Here is a 21,750-nt window from a genome sequence, read left to right on the forward strand (position 1 = left end):
CTGCGAAGCAGTCGTAGAATCATGTTGTACGGTGGCTCAGACATACCGTGCATTCAGGATTTACGGTCGCTTCGCAACCGAACGCAGCCTTCGGCAGCTGCTACAAGATAATCACACCTTTGCAAAACAGTACTTGACCAATAGCACAGATGATAAGCATTATCATTCGCTCAAAATCGGTCGGGTAGCACTGTGAGCCAGTCCCACTTCAATCAAGTCTTCCTTACCCAACGGGTATCCCTGCTGCGCACGCTGGAGCGGATGGTCAACAACCACAGCACCGCCGAAGACCTGCTGCAGGAGACTTACCTGCGCGTAACCCGGGCCTTGAGCGAACGCACCGTCGAGCACCTTGAGCCCTTTGTGTTCCAGACCGCACGCAATCTGGCGCTGGATCACCTGCGCGCCCGGCGCATCCAGTCGCGCACCGTGGTCGAAGATGTGCCCACCGAGGTTATCGAAGGCGTTGCTTCCCCCCTCAGCACTCCCGAAGAAGCCCATCAAGCCGCGCAATTGCTGGAGCGCCTGAGTGTGAGCCTGAGCCAGTTAAGCGCCCGTCAACAACGGATTTTCATCCTCAGCCGCCTGCACGGCTGCAGTTATCAAGAGATTGCCGAAGAGCTTGACGTTTCCTTGAGCACGGTTCAAAAGGAACTCAAACTGATCATGGCAATCTGCATCGGGGTAGCCGACAGACTCAATCGCCCTTAACCTTGACCGGCGATGCCTGTTAGAACGCTCTGAAACTGCCAAGGAACATCCGTGACGGACACTCACAAATCTGCCGTGCCAGAACTGGCGCACGACGTGCTGCAGGACAGCGCCATGGATCAGGCTCTGGACTGGCTGATTACCCTTGAGTGTGCGAGCGACGAACAAAAGTGCGCCTTCGAAACCTGGCTCAATGCCGACCCTGCCCATGCCCAGGCCTTTGCCAAGGCCAACGCGATCTGGAATGGCGAACCGCTGCTGGCCGCCGCGCAAAGCCTGCAAACCCGCCGCACGCCCAGCCTGCTACGGCGCATCGGGCGGCACTGGAAGCACCTGGCCACCGCCGCAGTGGTGATTATCAGCGTCGGCAGCTACAGCAATGTCCCGTTACGCCTGCAAGCCGATCACCTGACCGTGGTGGGCGAGCGCCAGCGCCTGCAACTTGAAGACGGCTCCAAAGTGTTGCTTAACACCAACTCGGCGTTTTCCAGCAAGGTGGTCAATGCCCAGAGCAGCGCGCGCCTGTATCAGGGCGAAGCGTACTTCGAGATCCCCGCCGATCTGGAGTTCCCGCTGGTGCTCGATGCCGGCCCCGTGCGCGTCAGCGTGCGCGACACCGCCTTTGCCGTGAGCTACCTCAACGGCGAGGCACAGGTGCGGGTGCAACGCGGCGATGTCGATTTACGGGTCAACAGCGCCGGTGCGCAAATGCGCCTCTCGGCCGGTAACAGCGTACGCATCGGCCCCAACGGCTTCAGCAAGACCGCCCGGCTCAACCCCCAGACTGACCTGGCCTGGGTACAGGGGCGGCTGGTGTTTGAAAACTGCCCGATGGGCAAGGTGCTGGACGAAGTGCGCCGCTACTACCCCGGCTGGATCGTCAACAACAACGACAAGCTCGCCAACGTGGCAGTCACCGGCAACTACCGGCTGGATCAGCCGCTGGATATCGTCCGTTCACTGGCCCACATCACCTCAAGTAGCCTTTCAGAATTCCCGGCTTTGGTAATTCTTAATTAAAAGTAGGTTTTTTTACTCGATAGCCTAAGGTCATACGTCTCGTTGTAGTCAATGCAACTGATTCGCATTTTGAGTCAGCATCGCAACTATAAAAGATTCGTTCACCACGGAGCGCTATCAATGCCCACTCGTTTCAACAGCCGGACCTCATCCAACGCCCGCAAGGGCGGTTTGCAGCAGTGCACGTTGTCGTTGTTGACCGCCGCCATGCTTCTGGCCGGTGTACAGGCGGCTCCAGTCCTGGCGGCGACCGATGAGCAGCCAGCGACGCGCTCCGTGGGCAATTACAAGTTTGCGATCTCCCAGCAGCCACTGGCCTCTGCCCTGAATGACTTCAGCGCTGTCACCGGCTGGCAGGTCGGCCTGCCGGCAGAGCTGGCGCAGAATGTGTCCTCGCCCGGTGTACGCGGCTCGCTTACCCCGGAAAAAGCCCTGGACCGCCTGTTGATCGGCACCAACCTGGGCTACCGCAAACTGGCCAGCAACAATATCGTGCTGGAAAAGCGCAGCAGCTTCACCGGCACCCTGGCCCTGCAACAAGTGACCATCAGCGCCACCCGCCAGGAGCAGGACGTGAACTCGGTGCCCAGCACCATCACCGTCCATGACCGCCAGGATATGGACCGCGATAACGTCAACACCATCAAGGACCTGGTGCGCTATGAGCCGGGTGTCTCGGTAGGCGGCGCCGGCCAGCGTGGCGGCATCAGCAACTACAACATCCGCGGCATCGACGGCGACCGGATCCTGACCCAGGTCGACGGCGTCGAGATCCCCAACTCGTTCTTCAACGGCCCGTACGCCAAGACCCAGCGCAACTACGTCGACCCGGAAATCATCAAGCGCGTCGAAATCCTGCGTGGCCCGGCGTCCGTGCTGTACGGCAGCAATGCCATCGGCGGCGCCGTCAGCTACTTCACCCTCGACCCCAATGACATCATCAAGCCGGGCCAGGACGTCGGCGCCCGCCTCAAGGCCGGCTACAGCTCGGCCGATCGCAGCTGGCTGAAATCCGGCACCGTGGCCGGCCGCTCCGGCGACTTCGACGGCCTGCTGCACCTGAGCCAGCGCGATGGCCATGAAACCGAGTCCTACGGCGATCACGGCGGCACCGGCCTGTCCCGTACCGCGGCCAACCCGGAAGACACGAAAACCACCAACGTACTGGCCAAGCTGGGCTGGAACTACAACGATGACGACCGTCTTGGCTTCACTTATGAGAAGTACAAGGACCGCCTCGACATCAATGAAAAAAGCGCGGTCGGCGGCCCGTTCAACAACGGCCAGCCGCTGGGCATGTACCTGTCGCGCAACGGCAAGGACACCATCAGCCGCGAGCGTTTCGGCCTGGAAAACAGCATGGCGCTGGACACCGCCGTGGCTGACCACTTCAAGTGGAGCCTGAACTACCAGATCGCCAAGACTGACCAGAACACCCTGGAAGACTACTTCCCCTTCAGCCGTCATGTGATGCGTTCGCGCAACACCACCTACGAAGAAAAAACGTGGGTCCTGGATGCCCAGGCAGACAAGGCTTTCCATATTGCTGACACCGATCACCTGCTGACCTACGGTGCCACTATCAAGCACCAGAAAGTCACCGGTTCGCGCAGCGGCTCGGGCACCTGCCTGGCAGTGGGCAGTGGTTGCACCGCCGTGGGCGCCGACAGCCCGAAAGATTATCTGGTCAAGTCCAGCGACTTCCCGGACCCGACCATCAACACCTACAGCCTGTTCGCCCAGGACCAGATCAGCTGGAACAACTGGACCTTTATGCCGGGCCTGCGCTACGACTACACCAAGCTGACGCCGCATATCACCCAGGAATTCCTCAACACCGTCAACAGTGACCAGAAAGGCACCGTCAGCGATGACGACAAAACCTGGCATCGCCTGTCGCCAAAACTGGGCATCACTTACGCGTTCAACGACAACTACACCTGGTACGGCCAGTACGCCGAGGGTTTCCGCACCCCGACCGCCAAGGCGCTGTATGGCCGCTTTGACAACCTGCAGGCGGGCTACTCGGTAGAGCCGAACCCGGACCTGGAACCGGAAAAAAGCAAAAGCTACGAGACCGGCCTGCGCGGCAACTTTGACGCTGGCTCCTTCGACGTGGCGGTGTTCTATAACAAATACCGCGACTTCATCAACGAAGACGCCATCACCCCCGGCTACGACGATCTCAAGTTCCAGGCCAACAACATCAAGCACGCCACCATCAAGGGTGCCGAGGTCAAGGGCCGCCTGAACCTGGACGCTTTCGGCGCGCCGCAGGGCCTCTACACCCGTGGTTCGGTGGCTTATGCCCACGGCCGCAACGAAGACACCGGCCAGCCGATCAACAGCGTCAACCCGCTGACCGCCGTCATGGGCCTGGGCTACGAGCAGCAGAACTACGGCGCACTGGTGAGCTGGACCCTGGTCAAGAGCAAGGATCAGGTTGACGACACCAGCTACTTCGCCCCCGATGGCACCAGCAAGCAGTTCAAGTCGCCGGGCTATGGCGTCGTCGACCTGACCGGCTTCTATAAAGTCACCAAGGACGTCACCGTCAACGCCGGCCTGTACAACCTGACCGACAAGAAATACTGGAACTGGGATGACGTGCGCGGCTACGACAGCGTGGGTGAAGCCGGCGTGCTGAACCCGGCCAATATGGAGCGCTTGACGGCTCCGGGCCGCAACTTCTCGATCAACCTGGTATGGGATATCTGATCGACCCGTCTCATTGCGCAGGCTTTTGCCCTGCGCAGTGAGGATTTTTTACTGTGATGCGTCTTCCTGATCGTCTAGTTACAAAGCGCATCTCATTCTCAAGGATATTTTCATGACCACTGCTGATTCCGCATCACGTCCGGCCTTGCGTTCCCAACGTCTGAACCAGATCACCAACGAGCCGCATCAAAAGCTCGACGCTTTGGTCAAGGCACACAAGCCATTTGATGACGTGGCCAGCTTCGCCCGTTTTGTCGTGGCCCAGTACCTGTTCCAGTCGGAACTCAAGGCGCTGTACACCGACCCGGCCCTGAAAGAAATCGTCCCTGACCTGCCAGAGCGCTGCCGCGCCGAGCAAGCCAAGGCCGACCTGGCTGACCTCAACACCGAAGTGCCTGCCCCGGTTGCCGGTGCAGTCAACGCGCCAAGCAAGGCCGAAGCCCTGGGCTGGATCTTCGTATCCGAGGGTTCCAAGCTGGGTGCTGCGTTCCTGATCAAGCGTGCGGTGGGCCTGGGCCTGAGCGACACCTTCGGTGCCCGTCACCTGGGCGAGCCTGCTGGTGGCCGTGCCGAAGGCTGGAAAAGCTTTATCCGCACCCTCGACGGCCTGGAACTGACTGCCGAAGAAGAAGCCGACCTCGACAAAGGTGCAGTAGCGGCCTTTGAGCGTTTTACCGTATTACTGGAACACGCCTACGCTGCTCAGCCAGAACTGGCTTAAGCTGACAGGCCCGGCCAGCGCACGCTGGTCGGGTGTCCTTTTATGCGTCCTGAGCTTATGACCCGCCAAACCCGATCTTCGTCGAAAATCGCCCGAATCCTGTTCGGCTTGCTGGCTTATGTGAGCCTGGGCATTGGCTTGATCGCCATCGTGATTCCCGGCCTGCCCACTACCGAATTCATTCTGCTCGCCGCCTGGGCTGCGACCAAAAGCTCCCCGCGCCTGAGTGCCTGGTTGGAGAACCACCGCCTGTTCGGGCCGATCCTGAGCAACTGGCGCAACGGCAAGATCATCAAGCGCAACGCCAAGATCAGCGCCACCGTGAGCATGCTGCTGTGTGCCGGGTTGATGCTATATGTGCTGGATCACAACTGGCCGGTGTTCCTGGCGATTGCCGGCATGAGCATGGGCAACCTGTGGATCTGGTCGCGGCCAGAGCGCTTGCCAGTTGGTGCAACGGAGCATTCATAAGGCTTTGGGTGGGAGCTGGCTTGCCTGCGATGGTGACAACCCGGTGTGCCAGGCAAACTGCGGCGATGCCATCGCGAGCAAGCCCGCTCCCACAGAGGTGAGCGGCAGCCCCCAGATGTTGTGAACACCGCCAAACCTGTGGGAGCTGGCTTGCCTGCGATGCTGACAGCCCGGTGTGTCAGGCAAACTGCGGCGATGCCATCGCGAGCAAGCCCGCTCCCACAGAAATGTGCGGCAAGCCCCGGATGTTGTGAACACCGCCAAACCTGTGGGAGCTGCTGGCTTGCCGGCGATGCTGACAGCCCGGTGTGTCAGGCAAACTGCGGCGATGCCATCGCGAGCAAGCCCGCTCCCACAGAGATGTGCGGCAAGCCCCGGATGTTGTGAACACCGCCAAACCTGTGGCAGCTGGCTTGCCTGCGATGCTGACAACCCGGTGTGCCAGGCAAACTGCGGCGATGCCATCGCGAGCAAGCCCGCTCCCACAGAGGTGAGCGGCAAGCCCCGGATGTTGTGAACACCGCCAAACCTGTGGGAGCTGGCTTGCCTGCGATGCTGACAACCCGGTGTGTCAGGCAAACTGCGGCAATACCCTAGCGAGCAAGCCCCCTCCCACACAGTCGCCGCTTACAACGCCAACGCTCCGCTATACAGCGCATATGCCGCCGCCACTGCCGTGATCACCACCATCGCGAAAATCACCTTCTCCCACGGCTTGAACAGCACTTGACCCTGCTCGCGCTTGGCCTTGGCAAAGAAGAAAACCCCCGGGGCATACAGCAACGCCGAGAGCAGCAAGTACTTAGGCCCCGCCGCATACAGCAGCCACATCGCATAGATCAGTGCCACAGCGCCCACCAGCAGATCCTTGACCCGCCGCCTGCCCGACCGCTCGTAGGTCTCGCCCCGCACGCAAAGCAACACCGCATAAGCCGCCGACCACAGGTACGGCACCAGGATCATCGACGACGCCAGGTAGATCAGGCTGGTGTAGGTACCCGCAGACACCAGGGTAATCACCAGAAAAATCTGGATCATCGAGTTGGTCAACCACAGGGCATTGACCGGTACGTGGTTGGCGTTTTCCTTTTTCAGGAACGCCGGCATGGTGTTGTCCCGGGCCGTGGCATAGAGGATCTCGGCACACAGCAGCGCCCACGACAGCAGCGCCCCCAACAGCGAAATCGCCAGGCCGATACTGATCAGGATCGCGCCCCACTCCCCCACCACATGCTTGAGCACCCCGGCCATCGACGGGTTCTGCAGGTTGGCCAGCTCAGGCTGGCTCATGATCCCCAGGGACAGCACGTTCACCAGCACCAGCAAGGCCAGCACGCCAAGAAAGCCGATAACCGTAGCCTTGCCCACATCCGAGCGCTTTTCTGCGCGCCCGGAATACACGCTGGCCCCTTCAATGCCGATAAACACGAAGACCGTGACCAGCATCATGTTGCGCACCTGGTCCATCACGCTGCCCAGGCTCGGCGTTTGTGTGCCCCAGAAATCCCGGGTGAAAATATCCGCCTTGAAGGCCACCGCCGTGAGCACGATAAACATCACGATAGGGACGATTTTGGCCACGGTGGTCAACTGGTTGATAAACGCCGCTTCCTTGATCCCGCGCAGCACCAGGAAATGCACGCCCCACAGCAGCAACGATGCGCAACCAATGGCCATTGGCGTGTTGCCCTGGCCAAACACCGGAAAAAAATAGCCCAGGGTGCTGAACAGCAATACGAAGTAACCGACATTACCCATCCAGGCGCTGATCCAGTAACCCCAGGCAGACGAGAAGCCCATGTAGTCACCAAAGCCTGCCTTGGCGTAGGCATATACCCCGGAGTCGAGTTCCGGTTTGCGATTGGCCAGGGTCTGGAACACAAAGGCCAGCGCCAGCATGCCCACTGCCGTGATCGCCCAACCGATCAACACGGCACCGCCGGCAGCATGCTCGGCGATATTTTGTGGCAACGAAAAAATACCGCCGCCAATCATCGAACCCACAACCAACGCGATCAGGGCGTTGAGCCTAAGCTTTTGCGTCTGTTGCGACATCGTCACCTCGCCGAACTGCCAAGTTAACACTCATGAATATCAGGCTACAGATGTTCACTGACTAAATATATGCACGCCCCACACGTTTAATAGATCGACGCAATAAGCCTGCGCTCCCTGATAAGCATTTCGCCTATTGAAACCTAAAAAACCGTTCATATATAGGTGACGATTTAATTTCATGGAGGGGTTCATGAAACTTGAAGATGACATTTGCAAATCTGGAAATACTGGCTAGCTTCAATCCCCACGACACCGTGGGTAACGAACGTATTAATACCTGAAAACATCTCTGGAGTAAGGCTTTCAGGAAGCGTCATAAAAATGCGTGATCGCGACCTTCCCCGCTCTATCAACAATGGAATGTAGTAATGCCCTGATCTATGTCAAATGGCTTAAATATCAATGGACTTAACTTTGAAGCCTCACTTCTCCTAGATTGGAGTCACTACAAATGTCTGATACTCCTGGAAAACTGCGACTGGGTGCGTTGGTTGCTCTGGTAGTCGGCTCAATGATTGGCGGCGGTATTTTTTCGCTGCCACAAAACATGGCCGCCAGCGCTGATGTCGGTGCAATCCTGATCGGTTGGGCAATTACCGCCGTCGGTATGTTGACCCTCGCTTTTGTGTTCCAGACCCTCGCCAATCGCAAACCTGACCTGGACGGCGGCGTGTATGCCTACGCCAAGGCCGGGTTCGGCGATTACATGGGTTTCTCGTCTGCCTGGGGGTACTGGATCAGTGCCTGGCTGGGTAACGTCGGCTACTTCGTACTGCTCTTCAGCACCCTGGGTTACTTCTTCCCGATCTTCGGCGAAGGCAACACCCCGGCGGCCATCATCGGCGCCTCGATCCTGCTCTGGGCCGTGCATTTCCTGGTATTGCGCGGGATCAAGGAAGCAGCGTTCATCAACCTGGTAACCACCGTTGCCAAGGTCGTGCCGCTGGTGCTGTTTATCCTGATTGCCCTCTTCGCGTTCAAACTGGACATCTTCACCAGTGACATCTGGGGCGTGAAAAACCCGGATCTGGGCAGCGTGATGGACCAGGTGCGCAACATGATGCTGGTCACCGTATGGGTGTTCATCGGTATCGAAGGCGCAAGCATCTTCTCTTCCCGTGCCGAAAAACGCTCGGACGTGGGTAGGGCCACCGTGATCGGCTTTATCACCGTGCTGCTGTTGCTGGTACTGGTGAACGTGCTGTCGCTGGGCATCATGACTCAGCCTGAACTGGCAAAACTGCAAAACCCTTCGATGGCGGCCGTGCTTGAGCATGTGGTCGGTCACTGGGGTGCGGTACTGATCAGCGTCGGCTTGATCATCTCGCTGCTGGGTGCCCTGCTGTCCTGGGTACTGCTGTGCGCAGAGATCATGTTCTCGGCGGCCAAGGACCACACCATGCCGGCCTTCCTGAAAAAGGAAAACGCCAACCATGTGCCGGTCAACGCCCTGTGGCTGACCAACGCGATGGTGCAGCTGTTCCTGATCATCACCCTGTTCTCGGCCAGTACTTATCTGTCGCTGATCTACCTGGCGACCTCGATGATCCTGGTGCCTTACCTCTGGTCTGCAGCCTACGGCTTCCTGCTGGCGGTACGCGCCGAGACTTACGAGAACGCCCTGGCAGAGCGCAAGAAAGACCTGATCATCGGCGGTATCGCGCTGATCTACGCCATCTGGCTGATCTATGCCGGCGGCCTCAAGTACCTGCTGCTCTCGGCCCTGCTGTACGCACCTGGCGCGATTCTGTTCGCCAAGGCCAAGCGTGAAAGTGGCCAACCTGTTTTCACCAACATCGAGAAAGTGATTTTTGCCGCAGTCGTGATCGGCGCCCTGGTGGCTGCCTATGGTCTCTACGACGGTTTCCTGACCCTGTAACAACCTGTTTGTGTACTTTGGAGGATGACTGTAATGACCACGGAAAAAGTGAAATACGGCGTGCATTCCGAAGCCGGTAAGCTGCATAAGGTTATGGTGTGTTCCCCAGGCCTGGCTCACCAGCGCCTGACCCCAAGCAACTGCGATGAGCTGCTGTTCGATGACGTGCTGTGGGTCAACCAGGCCAAGCGTGATCACTTCGACTTCGTGACCAAAATGCGCGACCGCGGCATCGATGTGCTGGAAATGCACAACCTGCTGACCGATATCGTTGCCATTCCAGAAGCCCTGGACTGGATCCTGGACCACAAAGTGACCCCCAATCAGGTGGGTGTGGGCCTGGTCAACGAAGTCAAATCCTGGCTCAAAAGCCTTGAACCACGCCAAATTGCCGAGTACCTGATCGGCGGCGTGTCGGCAGACGACCTGCCGGACAGCTTTGGTGGCAAGACCATCCAGATGTTCCGTGACTTCCTCGGTCACACCAGCTTTATCCTGCCACCGCTGCCCAACACCCAGTTCACCCGTGACACCACTTGCTGGATCTACGGTGGCGTGACACTGAACCCGATGTACTGGCCGGCGCGTCGCCAGGAAACCCTGCTGACCACTGCGATCTACAAGTTCCACCCCGAGTTCACCAACGCCGACTTCCAGATCTGGTACGGCGACCCGACGGTGGACCACGGCAACGCCAGCCTTGAAGGCGGCGACGTAATGCCAATCGGCAACGGCGTGGTCCTGATCGGTATGGGCGAGCGCACTTCGCGCCAGGCCATCGGCCAACTGGCGCAAAACCTGTTCAAAAACGGCGCCGTCGAGCGCGTGATCGTGGCCGGTATGCCCAAGTCCCGCGCCGCGATGCACCTGGACACCGTGTTCAGCTTCTGCGACCGCGACCTGGTGACCATCTTCCCGGAAGTCGTGAACCAGATCGTTGCGTTCTCGGTATACCCGGACGACAAGAAACAAGGCGGCGTGGACGTACGACGCGAGGAAGGCCACTTCCTCGACGTGGTAGCCAAGGCCCTGGGCGTGAAAAAACTGCGTGTCGTCGAAACTGGCGGCAACTCGTTCGCGGCAGAACGCGAGCAGTGGGATGACGGTAACAACGTGGTGGCTCTGGAGCCTGGCGTCGTGATCGGTTACGACCGCAACACCTACACCAACACCCTGCTGCGCAAGGCTGGCGTTGAAGTCATCACCATCAGCGCCTCCGAACTGGGCCGCGGCCGTGGCGGCGGTCACTGCATGACCTGCCCGATCGTGCGTGACCCTGTCGACTATTAATCCACCCATTTGATTGCTTGCCCTGGCCCCTACAAGGGGCCGGTGCAAGCCGGTTAACCCGAAACCAAGGAGATCACCATGGCTTTTAACATGAAAAACCGCAGCCTTTTGAGCCTGATGCACCACACGCCTCGTGAGTTGCACTTCCTGCTCGATCTGTCCCGCGATCTCAAGCGCGCCAAGTACACCGGTACTGAAGAGCCGCACTTGAAAGGCAAAAACATTGCGCTGATTTTCGAAAAAACCTCGACCCGTACCCGTTGTGCATTCGAAGTGGCCGCCCACGACCAGGGCGCGCACGTCACCTATATCGACCCGGTTTCTTCGCAGATCGGTCACAAAGAAAGCATGAAAGACACCGCCCGCGTTCTGGGCCGCATGTTTGACGCCATCGAATACCGTGGCTTTGAGCAGGCCGTTGTCGAAGAGCTGGCCAAGTACGCCGGTGTTCCGGTATTCAACGGCCTGACCGCTGAGTTCCACCCGACGCAAATGATCGCCGACGTGCTGACCATGCGCGAACACAGCGACAAGCCGCTGCACAACATCAGCTACGCGTACCTGGGCGATGCCCGCAACAACATGGGTAACTCGCTGCTGCTGATCGGCGCCAAACTGGGCATGGACGTGCGTATCGGCGCACCGAAAAGCCTGTGGCCAGAAGAGTCGTTCGTTAAGCAGTGCCAGGAATTCGCCAAGGAAAGCGGCGCCAAGATCACCCTGACCGAAGACCCGAAAGCTGCGGTCAAAGGCGTGGACTTTATCCACACCGACGTTTGGGTATCGATGGGCGAGCCGGTTGAAGCCTGGAACGAGCGCATCAAACTGCTGCTGCCGTACCAGGTCAACAGCGACATGATCAAGGCAGCAGAAAACCCACGCGTGAAGTTCATGCACTGCCTGCCGGCGTTCCACAACTGTGAAACCAAAGTCGGCAAGGACGTGGCCGAGCACCATCCAAACCTGAAAAACGGCATCGAAGTGACCGAGGAAGTGTTCGAGTCCCCAGTCAACATCGCCTTTGAGCAAGCTGAAAACCGCATGCACACCATCAAGGCGATTCTGGTCGCGGCACTGGCTGATATCTAAGCCTGGCCCACAGTAGTCATGCACACGCATGGCTACTGTGGGAGCGGGCTTGCCCGCGATGGCATCACCTCGGTGCATCAGATCAATCGAGGTGTTTGCATCGCGGGCAAGCCCGCTCCCACCCATGCGGCTCCCACACTTTTAAAAGGACATCTTCTATGCGTATCGTCGTTGCACTGGGCGGTAACGCCCTCTTGCGTCGCGGCCAGCCCATGACCGCCGAGAACCAGCGCGAAAACATCCAGACCGCTACCGCCCAAATCGCCCGCATTGCCCACGGCAACGAACTGGTCGTGGCCCACGGTAACGGCCCGCAAGTCGGCCTGCTGTCCCTGCAAGCCGCCGCCTACACGGCCGTCGCCCCTTACCCGCTGGATGTGCTCGGTGCTGAAACCGAAGGCATGATCGGCTACATGATCGAACAGGAACTGGGCAACCTGCTGCCACAGGAAGCCGCGTTTGCCACCCTGCTGACCCAGGTTGAAGTCGATCCCAAGGACCCGGCCTTCCAGAAGCCGACCAAGCCGATCGGCCCGGTCTACACCGAAAGCGAAGCCAAGAGCCTGGCCGCCGAAAAAGGCTGGAGCATTGCTCCGGACGGCGACAAGTTCCGCCGCGTGGTGCCTAGCCCGAAACCCAAGCGCATCTTCGAAATTCGCCCGATCAAATGGCTGCTGGAAAAAGGCACCATCGTGATCTGCGCCGGCGGTGGCGGCATCCCCACCATGTATGGCGAAGACGGCAAGCTGCGCGGCATTGAAGCGGTGATCGACAAGGACCTGGCGTCCTCGCTGCTGGCCCAGCAGCTGGACAGCGACCTGCTGGTGATCGCCACTGACGTGAATGCGGCGTTTATCGACTGGGGCAAACCAACCCAGAAAGGCATCTCCCATGCCCACCCGGACGAGCTGGAAAAACTCGGCTTTGCCTCGGGCTCGATGGGCCCTAAAGTTGAAGCTGCTTGCGAGTTTGCGCGTAAAACCGGCAAGACCGCAGTGATCGGCGCACTGGCGGATATCGAAGCAATCGTTCAAGGTAAGGCCGGTACTCGGGTCAGCACCGAAAAACCGGGTATCACCTACTTCTGAACCCCGGGGCAGGCCTCGGGGCCTGCCCTTTTCCCATTGCACCAAGGAGTACCCTATGGCCTCGTTCGAACCCGGTCACCTGCATATCCACCGCGAACCGCTGCAACCGAGCGACTTTGGGTATGACATCAAGATCGATTACCAGGTCGTTCAGGATCCCAAGGAAGGCAAGTCGATGCAGTTCGACATGCACGGTCAGATCAACCAGAAGGCGTTCAAGGAGTCCTTCACGCTGCCCAAGGACATGGCCTACAACTTTGCCCATGATGCATTCCAGATTGCCGTGAAACATGGCATTCCAAAAACCGCTGACATCCGCTCGATGCACGGTTACTACGACAAGATGTTCGCCGACGTGATGGCCCAGCTCAACCACAAGCCGGGCGACCCGATCAAGCTCGACCATCTGGACTGATTCAGCCACTGGCTGATGGCTGCACTTTTGTGGGAGCGGGCTTGCCCGCGATGCAAACACCTCGATTGATTTGATGCACCGGGGTGATGCCATCGCGAGCAAGCCCGCTCCCACGGAATTTCACCTATCCCCCCCACCAAGGCATACTGGCCATCCCTGCTGGCCATAAATGTTTGCCGTTCCCATGCGTATCCATGTCAGTTTTATCGACCGTGTTGGCATCACCCAGGAAGTCCTGGCGTTGCTGGGCGGACGTAACCTCAATCTGGATGCGGTGGAAATGGTCCCGCCCAACGTCTACATCGACGCGCCCACCCTCAGCCCGCAAGTACTCGACGAGCTGCGCGAGGCGCTCTTCGGCGTCCACGGCGTGCAAGCGGTAACGGTGGTCGATATCCTCCCCGGCCAGCGCCGCCACCTGCAGCTGGACGCCCTGCTCGCCGCCATGACCGACCCGGTACTGGCGCTCGACAGCGAGGGCCATGTGCTGCTGGCCAACCCGGCGCTGGTGGCGCTGTACGGCCACGAGCCGACCGGCGAAAGTATCGGCCAGTTGTTCAGCGACCCCGGCCTGCTCGACGTGCTGCTGGAAAACGGCTTTCGCCTGCCTCTGCGCGAAGTGACCCTCAACGGCCATCCGCTGATGCTCGATGCCACGCCGATCACCGATGCCGGCGCCCTGCTGACCCTGTACCAGCCCAGCCGCATCGGCGAGCGCCTGGCAGCACTGCACCACGATCACGCAGAAGGCTTTGACGCCCTGCTGGGTGATTCCCCTGCCATTCGCACCCTAAAAGCCCGTGCGCAGCGCGTGGCGGCGCTGGATGCGCCCTTGCTGATCCAGGGCGAGACCGGCACCGGCAAAGAGCTGGTGGCCCGTGCCTGCCATGCCATCAGCGACCGTTTTGGCGCACCGTTCCTGGCCCTCAACTGCGCGGCACTCCCGGAGAACCTGGCCGAAAGCGAACTGTTCGGCTATGCCCCCGGTGCCTTTACCGGCGCGCAACGCGGCGGCAAGCCGGGGTTGATGGAACTGGCCAACAACGGCACGGTATTTCTCGACGAAATCGCCGAAATGTCGCCCTATCTGCAGGCCAAGCTGCTGCGTTTCCTCAATGACGGCAGCTTTCGCCGGGTGGGCGGGGAGCGGGAGGTCAAGGTCAATGTGCGCATCCTTAGCGCCACGCACCGCAACCTCGAAAAAATGGTCAACGAAGGTTCGTTCCGCGAAGACCTGTTCTACCGCCTGAACGTGCTCAACATCGAAGTGCCGCCCTTGCGCGAGCGCGGCCAGGATATTTTGCTGCTGGCCCGCGCCTTTATGCAGCAGGCCTGCACCCAGATCCAGCGCCCGGTGTGCCGCCTGGCACCGGGCACCTACCCGGCGCTGCTGGGCAATCGCTGGCCGGGCAACGTACGCCAGTTGCAAAACGTGATTTTTCGCGCGGCCGCTATCTGTGAAAGCACCCTGGTCGACATTGGCGACCTGGACATTGCCGGCACCTCCGTGGCCCGGCAAAGCGACGGTGAGATTGAAACCCTGGAACACGCCGTCGAAACCTTCGAAAAGGCACTGCTGGAAAAGCTCTACGTCAGCTACCCCTCTACGCGCCAACTGGCCAGCCGCCTGCAGACTTCCCACACGGCAATCGCCCATCGGCTGCGCAAATACGGTATTCCGGGCAAAGCATGACGGATACAAAACCTTGTAGCAGCTGCCGAAGGCTGCGTTCGAGCGCGAAGCGGTCGTAAAACCGGGATCTGCGGTGCATATGAAACACCGCGATTGCTGATTTTACGACTGCTGCGCAGCCGAACGCAGCCTTCGGCAGCTGCTACGGAATTTGTGCTCCCGTTCATTGGCAGCCCAACCTTGTATCGATTTCACTCCACCGGAACGAATTCGATACACGCCCTCTCCAGCCATGCTGCGCAAGGCTTTGATCCTCTTGGATTTTTTCATGCCGCAAAGACTGTAGCGATTTCGCTACACAACCCTCTACCCGAGCGCTTTGACATCCGATCAAGTCATTGATTAATAACGATATTTTTAAACTGGCAACCATCTTGCAATGAACTCCGGCATAAGCTCGATCTGCACGAGCATTTACCTGTGACCACCAGACATGTCTGGCCCTGAGGAGTTTCCATGAGCGAATTGCGTTTTACTGAAGACCACGAATGGCTGCGCACCGAAGCCGACGGCAGCGTAACCGTGGGGATTACCGCGTTTGCGCAAAACGCTCTGGGTGATGTGGTGTTTGTGCAACTGCCCGAGCTGCAGGCCTACGACAAGGGCGCAGAAGCCGCCACTGTCGAATCGGTCAAGGCTGCCAGCGGCGTCTACATGCCCCTGGACGGTGAAGTGCTCGAAGTGAACCCGGCGCTCGACAGCAGCCCGGAGCTGGTCAACGAAGACCCGTTGGGTCAAGGCTGGTTCTTCCGCTTCAAGCCCGCCGATGCCAACGCTGTAGGCCAATTGCTCGATCAGGACGCCTACGACCGCCTGATCAAAGCCCAAGACGACAACTGAGAAGCCCACCATGACCATCAATCTCAGCACTGCCAATGAATTTATCGCGCGCCACATCGGCCCGCGCCAGGCCGATGAGCAGGCGATGCTCGCCACTCTGGGCTTTGATTCCCTTGAAGGCCTCAGCGCCAGCGTGATCCCGGACAGCATCAAGGGCACCAGCGTGCTCAACCTGCCCGCCGGGCAATGCGAAGCCGACGCCCTGGCTTCGATCAAAGCCATCGCAGCCAAAAACCAGCTGTGCAAAACCTATATCGGCCAGGGTTACTACAACTGCCACACGCCTTCGCCGATCCTGCGCAACCTCCTGGAAAACCCGGCCTGGTACACCGCCTACACGCCCTACCAGCCGGAAATCTCCCAGGGCCGTCTCGAAGCGCTGCTTAACTTCCAGACCCTGATCAGCGACCTCAGCGGCCTGCCGATCGCCAATGCCTCGCTGCTCGACGAAGCCACCGCCGCTGCCGAAGCCATGACCTTCTGCAAACGCCTGAGCAAGAACAAAACCAGCCACCGCTTTTTCGCCTCCAGCCACTGTCACCCGCAAACCCTGGACGTGCTGCGCACCCGTGCCGAGCCACTGGGCATTGAAGTCGTGGTTGCCGACGAGCGCGAAGTGAGCGACGTATCGGCCTTCTTCGGCGCCCTGCTGCAATACCCGGCGAGCAACGGTGACGTGTTCGACTATCGCGAACTGGTTGAGCGCTTCCATGCCGCCAACGCACTGGTGGCCGTAGCCGCCGACCTGCTGGCCCTGACCCTGCTGACCCCGCCGGGCGAGTTCGGCGCAGACGTGGCCATCGGCAGCGCCCAGCGTTTTGGCGTGCCACTGGGCTTCGGTGGCCCGCACGCGGCCTACTTCGCCACCCGCGACGCGTTCAAGCGCGACATGCCGGGCCGCTTGGTCGGTGTCTCGGTTGACCGTCACGGCAAGCCGGCACTGCGCCTGGCCATGCAAACCCGCGAGCAACACATCCGCCGCGAGAAGGCCACGAGCAACATCTGTACCGCACAAGTGCTGCTGGCCAACATCGCCAGCATGTACGCCGTGTACCACGGCCCCAAAGGCCTGAGCCAAATCGCCCGACGCATTCACCAGCTGACCGCGATCCTGGCCCAGGGCCTGAGCGATCTGGGGCTGAAGGTCGAGCAAGAGCAGTTCTTCGACACCCTGACCCTCAACACCGGCGACACTACCGCCGCCCTGCACGCCAAGGCGCACGCTCAGCGGATCAACCTGCGTGTCGTCGACAACCAGCGCCTGGGCCTGTCGCTGGATGAAACCAGCAGCCAGTCCGACGTCACTGCGCTGTGGGCATTGCTCGCCGCCGATGGTCAGACCCTGCCTGACTTCGACGCACTGGCCGCCAGCGTAACGGGCACCCTGCCCGCCGCCCTGCTGCGCCAGTCGCCGATCCTCAGCCACCCGGTGTTCAACCGCTATCACTCCGAAACCGAGCTGATGCGCTACCTGCGCAAGCTGGCCGACAAGGACCTGGCGCTGGACCGCACCATGATCCCGCTGGGCTCGTGCACCATGAAGCTCAACGCCGCCAGCGAAATGATCCCGGTCACCTGGGCCGAATTCGGCAGCTTGCACCCGTTCGCGCCTGCCGAGCAGAGCCAGGGCTACCAGCAACTGACCACCGAGCTGGAAGCCATGCTGTGTGCGGCCACCGGTTACGACGCCATTTCCCTGCAACCGAACGCCGGTTCCCAGGGCGAGTACGCCGGCTTGCTGGCCATTCGTGCCTATCACCATAGCCGTGGCGACGAGCGCCGCGATATCTGCCTGATCCCGTCTTCAGCCCACGGCACCAACCCGGCTACCGCCAACATGGCCGGCATGCGCGTGGTGGTCACTGCCTGTGACGCTCGCGGCAACGTGGATATTGAAGACCTGCGCGCCAAGGCCATCGAGCATCGCGACCACCTTGCCGCGTTGATGATCACTTACCCGTCGACCCACGGCGTGTTCGAAGAAGGCATCCGCGAAATCTGCGGCATCATTCATGACAACGGCGGCCAGGTGTACATCGACGGCGCCAACATGAACGCGATGGTGGGCCTGTGCGCACCGGGCAAGTTCGGCGGCGACGTGTCCCACCTCAACCTGCACAAGACCTTCTGCATCCCCCACGGCGGTGGCGGCCCGGGCGTCGGCCCGATTGGCGTCAAGTCGCACCTCACGCCGTTCCTGCCGGGTCACGCGGCAATGGAACGCAAGGAAGGCGCGGTGTGCGCAGCGCCGTTCGGCAGCGCCAGCATCCTGCCGATCACCTGGATGTACATCCGCATGATGGGCGGCGAAGGCCTCAAGCGCGCCTCGCAGCTGGCCATCCTCAACGCCAACTACATCGCCCGCCGTCTAGAAGAGCATTACCCGGTGCTGTACTCGGGCAGCAATGGCCTGGTGGCCCACGAATGCATCCTCGACCTGCGCCCGCTCAAGGAAACCAGCGGCATCAGCGTCGATGACGTGGCCAAGCGCCTGATCGATTTTGGCTTCCACGCCCCGACCATGTCGTTCCCGGTGGCCGGCACACTGATGATCGAGCCGACCGAAAGCGAGTCCAAGGAGGAACTGGACCGCTTCTGTGACGCCATGATCTGCATCCGTGAAGAGATCCGCGAAGTTGAGAGCGGCGGCCTGGACAAGGAAGACAACCCGCTGAAAAACGCCCCGCACACCGCTGCCGAGATGGTGGGCGAATGGACCCACCCGTACAGCCGCGAACAGGCGGTATACCCGGTAGCGTCCTTGATCGAAGGCAAGTACTGGCCACCGGTCGGTCGCGTCGACAACGTATTTGGCGACCGCAACCTGGTGTGCGCGTGCCCGTCGATCGAAAGCTATCAGGAGGCGTAAGCACCCGGGTCATGGAGATCTGATGTGGGAGCGGGCTTGCTCGCGATGCAGGCAACGCGGTATTGCAGCCGGACCGCGGTGATGCTATCGCGAGCAAGCCCGCTCCCACAGGGATAGCAGTATTCGTCACACAATAAGAAACCGGAGAACCCCATGTCTTTAAGCGTGTTCGACCTGTTCAAGATTGGCATCGGCCCCTCCAGTTCCCATACAGTCGGCCCCATGCGTGCTGCTGCGCGTTTTGCCGAAGGTCTGCGCCGTGATGAGCTGCTGCAAGCCACAGCCTGCGTAAAAGTTGAACTCTATGGCTCCCTCGGCGACACCGGCAAAGGCCACGGCAGCGACAAGGCCGTTTTGCTGGGGCTTGAAGGCGAGCACCCGGACACCGTCAACACCGAAACCGTGGCCGAGCGACTGGCCGCGATTCGCAGCAGCGGGCGCCTGAACCTGCTGGGCGAACACCCCATCGATTTCATCGAAAAATCGCACCTGGCGATGATTCGCAAACCCCTGCCCTACCACCCCAACGGCATGATTTTCCGGGCTCTGGACGCCGCCGGCATTCAGATCCGCAGCCGCGAGTACTACTCGATCGGCGGCGGCTTTGTGGTGGATGAAGGCGCGGCAGGCGCCGACCGCATCGTCGAAGACAGCACCGTGCTGAAGTACCCGTTCAAAACCGCCAAGGACCTGTTGCGCCAATGCGTCACCCATCACCTGTCGATCAGCGAAGTGATGATGGCCAACGAAAGCGCCTGGCGCCCCGAGGCCGAAACCCGCAGCGGCCTGCTGAACATCTGGCAGGTGATGCAGGACTGCGTGAGTGCGGGCTGTCGCAACGAGGGCATTTTGCCCGGCGGCCTGAAGGTCAAGCGTCGCGCCCCGGCACTGCACCGCCAGCTGTGCAGCAACCCTGAGGCCTCGCTGCGCGATGCGCTGTCGGTCCTCGACTGGGTCAACCTGTACGCACTGGCGGTCAACGAAGAAAACGCCAACGGCGGGCGTGTGGTCACGGCACCGACCAATGGGGCGGCAGGAATTATCCCGGCCGTGTTGCATTACTACATGCGCTTTATCGGCGGCGCCAATGAGGACGGCGTGGTGCGGTTTCTGCTCACCGCCGCCGCCATCGGCATTCTGTACAAGGAAAACGCCTCGATCTCCGGTGCCGAAGTCGGCTGCCAGGGTGAGGTCGGCGTGGCCTGTTCGATGGCCGCCGGCGCGTTGTGCGAGGTGCTGGGCGGCAGCGTTCAGCAGGTCGAAAACGCCGCCGAGATCGGCATGGAACACAACCTCGGCCTGACCTGCGACCCGATTGGCGGCCTCGTCCAGGTACCGTGCATCGAGCGCAACGCAATGGGCTCGGTCAAGGCCATCAACGCCGTGCGCATGGCCCTGCGTGGCGACGGCCAGCACTTTGTCTCACTGGACAAGGTGATCCGCACCATGCGCCAGACCGGCGCCGACATGAAAAGCAAATACAAGGAGACCGCCCGCGGCGGTCTTGCTGTCAACATTATTGAGTGCTGATTTTCAAGGAGTCTCGAATGTCCACCGAACAACTGCTTAAAACCCCGCTGCACGCACTGCACCTTGAACTGGGCGCGCGCATGGTGCCGTTTGCCGGCTATGACATGCCGGTGCAGTACCCGCTGGGGGTGATGAAAGAGCACCAGCACACCCGTGAACAAGCCGGCCTGTTCGATGTATCGCACATGGGCCAGATCCGCCTGACCGGCGCCGACGCGGCCAAGGCCCTGGAAGCGCTGGTGCCGGTGGATATCATCGACCTGCCGGTGGGCATGCAACGCTATGCCATGTTCACCAATGAGCAGGGCGGCATCCTCGATGACCTGATGGTCGCCAATCTGGGCAATGACGAGCTGTTCCTGGTGGTCAACGCCGCCTGCAAGGACCAGGACCTGGCCCACCTGCGCAAGCACCTGGGTGCCCACTGCCAGATCCAGCCGCTGTTTGAAGAACGCGCCCTGCTCGCCCTGCAAGGCCCGGCTGCGGTCAACGTGCTGCAACGCCTGGCACCGCAAGTGGCCAACATGACCTTTATGCAGTTTGCCCCGGTGACCCTGCTGGGCGCGCACTGCTATGTCAGCCGCTCGGGCTACACCGGTGAGGACGGCTTTGAGATTTCAGTACCCGCCGAACGCGCCGAAGAACTGGCCCGCCGCCTGCTGGCCGAGCCCGAAGTGCAGGCCATCGGCCTCGGCGCACGAGACTCGCTGCGCCTGGAAGCCGGTCTGTGCCTCTACGGCCACGACATGAACGACACCACCACGCCAATCGAAGCCAGCCTGCTCTGGGCCATCTCCAAGGCCCGTCGTGCTGACGGCCCGCGGGCGGGTGGTTTCCCGGGTGCCGAAAACATCTTTGCCCAACAGCAAAACGGCGTGGCGCGCAAACGCGTCGGCCTGTTGCCCCAGGAACGCACACCGGTGCGTGAAGGCGCAGAAATCGTCGACGCCGACGGCAGCGTGATCGGTACCGTCTGCAGCGGCGGCTTTGGTCCGACGTTGGGCGCGCCTTTGGCGATGGGTTATCTGGATCTGGCATTCACCCCTGTGGACACTGAAGTGTGGGCCATCGTGCGGGGCAAGCGCGTGCCAATGAAAGTGTCGAAGATGCCATTTGTCGCACAACGTTATTACAGAGGCTAACTTCAACTGTGCAGTTGCATGTTCACGGTGCAGGCGGCCATGCAACTGCCACATAACAGGGCAAACTTTCGATAGTGAAAACAGTCTTTAATACGCGAAAATAATTGAACACTTCTATAACGTCAGGTTCTTTGCCACTGCCTTAAGCGCATTAAAAAATCGCCTGCGCACGTCGTATTTAAGGGGCTTGTTTTTTTAATTGCAGTTTCGTAGAGT

Annotated in this window: 16 protein-coding genes; 15 read left to right on the plus strand and 1 reads right to left on the minus strand. The window is 60.3% G+C overall.

All coding sequences use genetic code 11. From position 1 onward, the window contains the following. Positions 1-192 precede the first annotated feature (192 nt). The 5 genes from BFC21_RS12020 (at position 193) to BFC21_RS12040 (ending at position 5,641) form a co-directional block, all read left to right on the plus strand. Positions 193-711 (plus strand): RNA polymerase sigma factor, encoded by a 519-nt coding sequence (locus tag BFC21_RS12020; RefSeq protein WP_086798442.1) that lies wholly within the window; start codon positions 193-195, stop codon positions 709-711. Positions 712-762: 51 nt separating this feature from the next. Beyond that, positions 763-1,731: a FecR domain-containing protein gene (locus BFC21_RS12025; protein WP_088377973.1), complete on the plus strand. Its 969-nt coding sequence runs from the start codon at positions 763-765 to the stop codon at positions 1,729-1,731. 120 nt (positions 1,732-1,851) lie between these two features. After that, positions 1,852-4,449 carry a TonB-dependent receptor gene (locus BFC21_RS12030; RefSeq protein ID WP_088377974.1) on the plus strand — a complete coding sequence of 866 codons (2,598 nt, stop codon included), beginning with the start codon at positions 1,852-1,854 and terminating at the stop codon, positions 4,447-4,449. A 112-nt stretch (positions 4,450-4,561) separates the two neighbouring features. Next, positions 4,562-5,170 (plus strand): biliverdin-producing heme oxygenase, encoded by a 609-nt coding sequence (locus BFC21_RS12035; RefSeq protein ID WP_088377975.1) that lies wholly within the window; start codon positions 4,562-4,564, stop codon positions 5,168-5,170. Positions 5,171-5,227: 57 nt separating this feature from the next. Next, positions 5,228-5,641 carry a YbaN family protein gene (locus BFC21_RS12040; RefSeq protein ID WP_095004596.1) on the plus strand — a complete coding sequence of 138 codons (414 nt, stop codon included), beginning with the start codon at positions 5,228-5,230 and terminating at the stop codon, positions 5,639-5,641. A gap of 627 nt (positions 5,642-6,268) precedes the next feature. Here the strand turns inward: BFC21_RS12040 and arcD (BFC21_RS12055) are convergent. Next, positions 6,269-7,696, minus strand: a complete 1,428-nt coding sequence (gene arcD / locus BFC21_RS12055; protein WP_095004598.1) for an arginine-ornithine antiporter — start codon at positions 7,694-7,696, stop codon at positions 6,269-6,271. A 454-nt stretch (positions 7,697-8,150) separates the two neighbouring features. Between arcD (BFC21_RS12055) and arcD (BFC21_RS12060) the strand changes: the two genes are divergently transcribed. The 10 genes from arcD (BFC21_RS12060) to gcvT all read left to right on the plus strand — a co-directional run bounded on the left by arcD (BFC21_RS12060) (position 8,151) and on the right by gcvT (position 21,534). Next, on the plus strand, positions 8,151-9,578 hold the full coding sequence (gene arcD, locus BFC21_RS12060; RefSeq protein ID WP_029611554.1) for an arginine-ornithine antiporter: 1,428 nt from the start codon (positions 8,151-8,153) through the stop codon (positions 9,576-9,578). Between the two features lie 33 nt (positions 9,579-9,611). Next, positions 9,612-10,868: an arginine deiminase gene (gene arcA / locus BFC21_RS12065; protein ID WP_088377977.1), complete on the plus strand. Its 1,257-nt coding sequence runs from the start codon at positions 9,612-9,614 to the stop codon at positions 10,866-10,868. A 78-nt stretch (positions 10,869-10,946) separates the two neighbouring features. Further along, positions 10,947-11,957 carry an ornithine carbamoyltransferase gene (locus tag BFC21_RS12070; RefSeq protein ID WP_088377978.1) on the plus strand — a complete coding sequence of 337 codons (1,011 nt, stop codon included), beginning with the start codon at positions 10,947-10,949 and terminating at the stop codon, positions 11,955-11,957. Positions 11,958-12,115: 158 nt separating this feature from the next. Continuing rightward, entirely contained in the window at positions 12,116-13,045 is a 930-nt protein-coding gene (gene arcC, locus BFC21_RS12080) for a carbamate kinase (RefSeq protein WP_016782058.1), read from the plus strand. 55 nt (positions 13,046-13,100) lie between these two features. Beyond that, entirely contained in the window at positions 13,101-13,460 is a 360-nt protein-coding gene (locus BFC21_RS12085; protein ID WP_088377979.1) for a DUF5064 family protein, read from the plus strand. Positions 13,461-13,644: 184 nt separating this feature from the next. After that, positions 13,645-15,153: a sigma-54-dependent transcriptional regulator gene (locus tag BFC21_RS12090; protein WP_095004629.1), complete on the plus strand. Its 1,509-nt coding sequence runs from the start codon at positions 13,645-13,647 to the stop codon at positions 15,151-15,153. Between the two features lie 456 nt (positions 15,154-15,609). Next, positions 15,610-15,993, plus strand: coding sequence for a glycine cleavage system protein GcvH (gene gcvH / locus BFC21_RS12095; RefSeq protein WP_016782056.1), 384 nt, complete (start codon positions 15,610-15,612; stop codon positions 15,991-15,993). A 10-nt stretch (positions 15,994-16,003) separates the two neighbouring features. Continuing rightward, on the plus strand, positions 16,004-18,862 hold the full coding sequence (gcvP, locus tag BFC21_RS12100; protein WP_120266169.1) for an aminomethyl-transferring glycine dehydrogenase: 2,859 nt from the start codon (positions 16,004-16,006) through the stop codon (positions 18,860-18,862). 153 nt (positions 18,863-19,015) lie between these two features. After that, positions 19,016-20,392, plus strand: a complete 1,377-nt coding sequence (locus BFC21_RS12105; RefSeq protein ID WP_120266170.1) for an L-serine ammonia-lyase — start codon at positions 19,016-19,018, stop codon at positions 20,390-20,392. A gap of 17 nt (positions 20,393-20,409) precedes the next feature. Then, a complete protein-coding gene (gcvT, locus tag BFC21_RS12110; RefSeq protein WP_120266171.1) occupies positions 20,410-21,534 on the plus strand; it encodes a glycine cleavage system aminomethyltransferase GcvT in 1,125 nt (374 codons plus the stop codon). The last annotated feature ends 216 nt before the right edge of the window (positions 21,535-21,750 follow it).

The organism is Pseudomonas sp. TMW 2.1634, from assembly GCF_001703595.1.
Lineage (GTDB): Bacteria > Pseudomonadota > Gammaproteobacteria > Pseudomonadales > Pseudomonadaceae > Aquipseudomonas > Aquipseudomonas fragi.

Coding starts and splice junctions, on each gene's coding strand:
- BFC21_RS12030 (WP_088377974.1), top strand. CDS start 1,852: ATGCCCACTCGTTTCAACAGCCGGACCTCATCCAACGCCCGCAAGGGC.
- BFC21_RS12035 (WP_088377975.1), top strand. CDS start 4,562: ATGACCACTGCTGATTCCGCATCACGTCCGGCCTTGCGTTCCCAACGT.
- BFC21_RS12040 (WP_095004596.1), top strand. CDS start 5,228: ATGACCCGCCAAACCCGATCTTCGTCGAAAATCGCCCGAATCCTGTTC.
- arcD (WP_095004598.1), bottom strand. CDS start 7,696: ATGTCGCAACAGACGCAAAAGCTTAGGCTCAACGCCCTGATCGCGTTG.
- arcD (WP_029611554.1), top strand. CDS start 8,151: ATGTCTGATACTCCTGGAAAACTGCGACTGGGTGCGTTGGTTGCTCTG.
- arcA (WP_088377977.1), top strand. CDS start 9,612: ATGACCACGGAAAAAGTGAAATACGGCGTGCATTCCGAAGCCGGTAAG.
- BFC21_RS12070 (WP_088377978.1), top strand. CDS start 10,947: ATGGCTTTTAACATGAAAAACCGCAGCCTTTTGAGCCTGATGCACCAC.
- arcC (WP_016782058.1), top strand. CDS start 12,116: ATGCGTATCGTCGTTGCACTGGGCGGTAACGCCCTCTTGCGTCGCGGC.
- BFC21_RS12085 (WP_088377979.1), top strand. CDS start 13,101: ATGGCCTCGTTCGAACCCGGTCACCTGCATATCCACCGCGAACCGCTG.
- BFC21_RS12090 (WP_095004629.1), top strand. CDS start 13,645: ATGCGTATCCATGTCAGTTTTATCGACCGTGTTGGCATCACCCAGGAA.
- gcvH (WP_016782056.1), top strand. CDS start 15,610: ATGAGCGAATTGCGTTTTACTGAAGACCACGAATGGCTGCGCACCGAA.
- gcvP (WP_120266169.1), top strand. CDS start 16,004: ATGACCATCAATCTCAGCACTGCCAATGAATTTATCGCGCGCCACATC.
- BFC21_RS12105 (WP_120266170.1), top strand. CDS start 19,016: ATGTCTTTAAGCGTGTTCGACCTGTTCAAGATTGGCATCGGCCCCTCC.
- gcvT (WP_120266171.1), top strand. CDS start 20,410: ATGTCCACCGAACAACTGCTTAAAACCCCGCTGCACGCACTGCACCTT.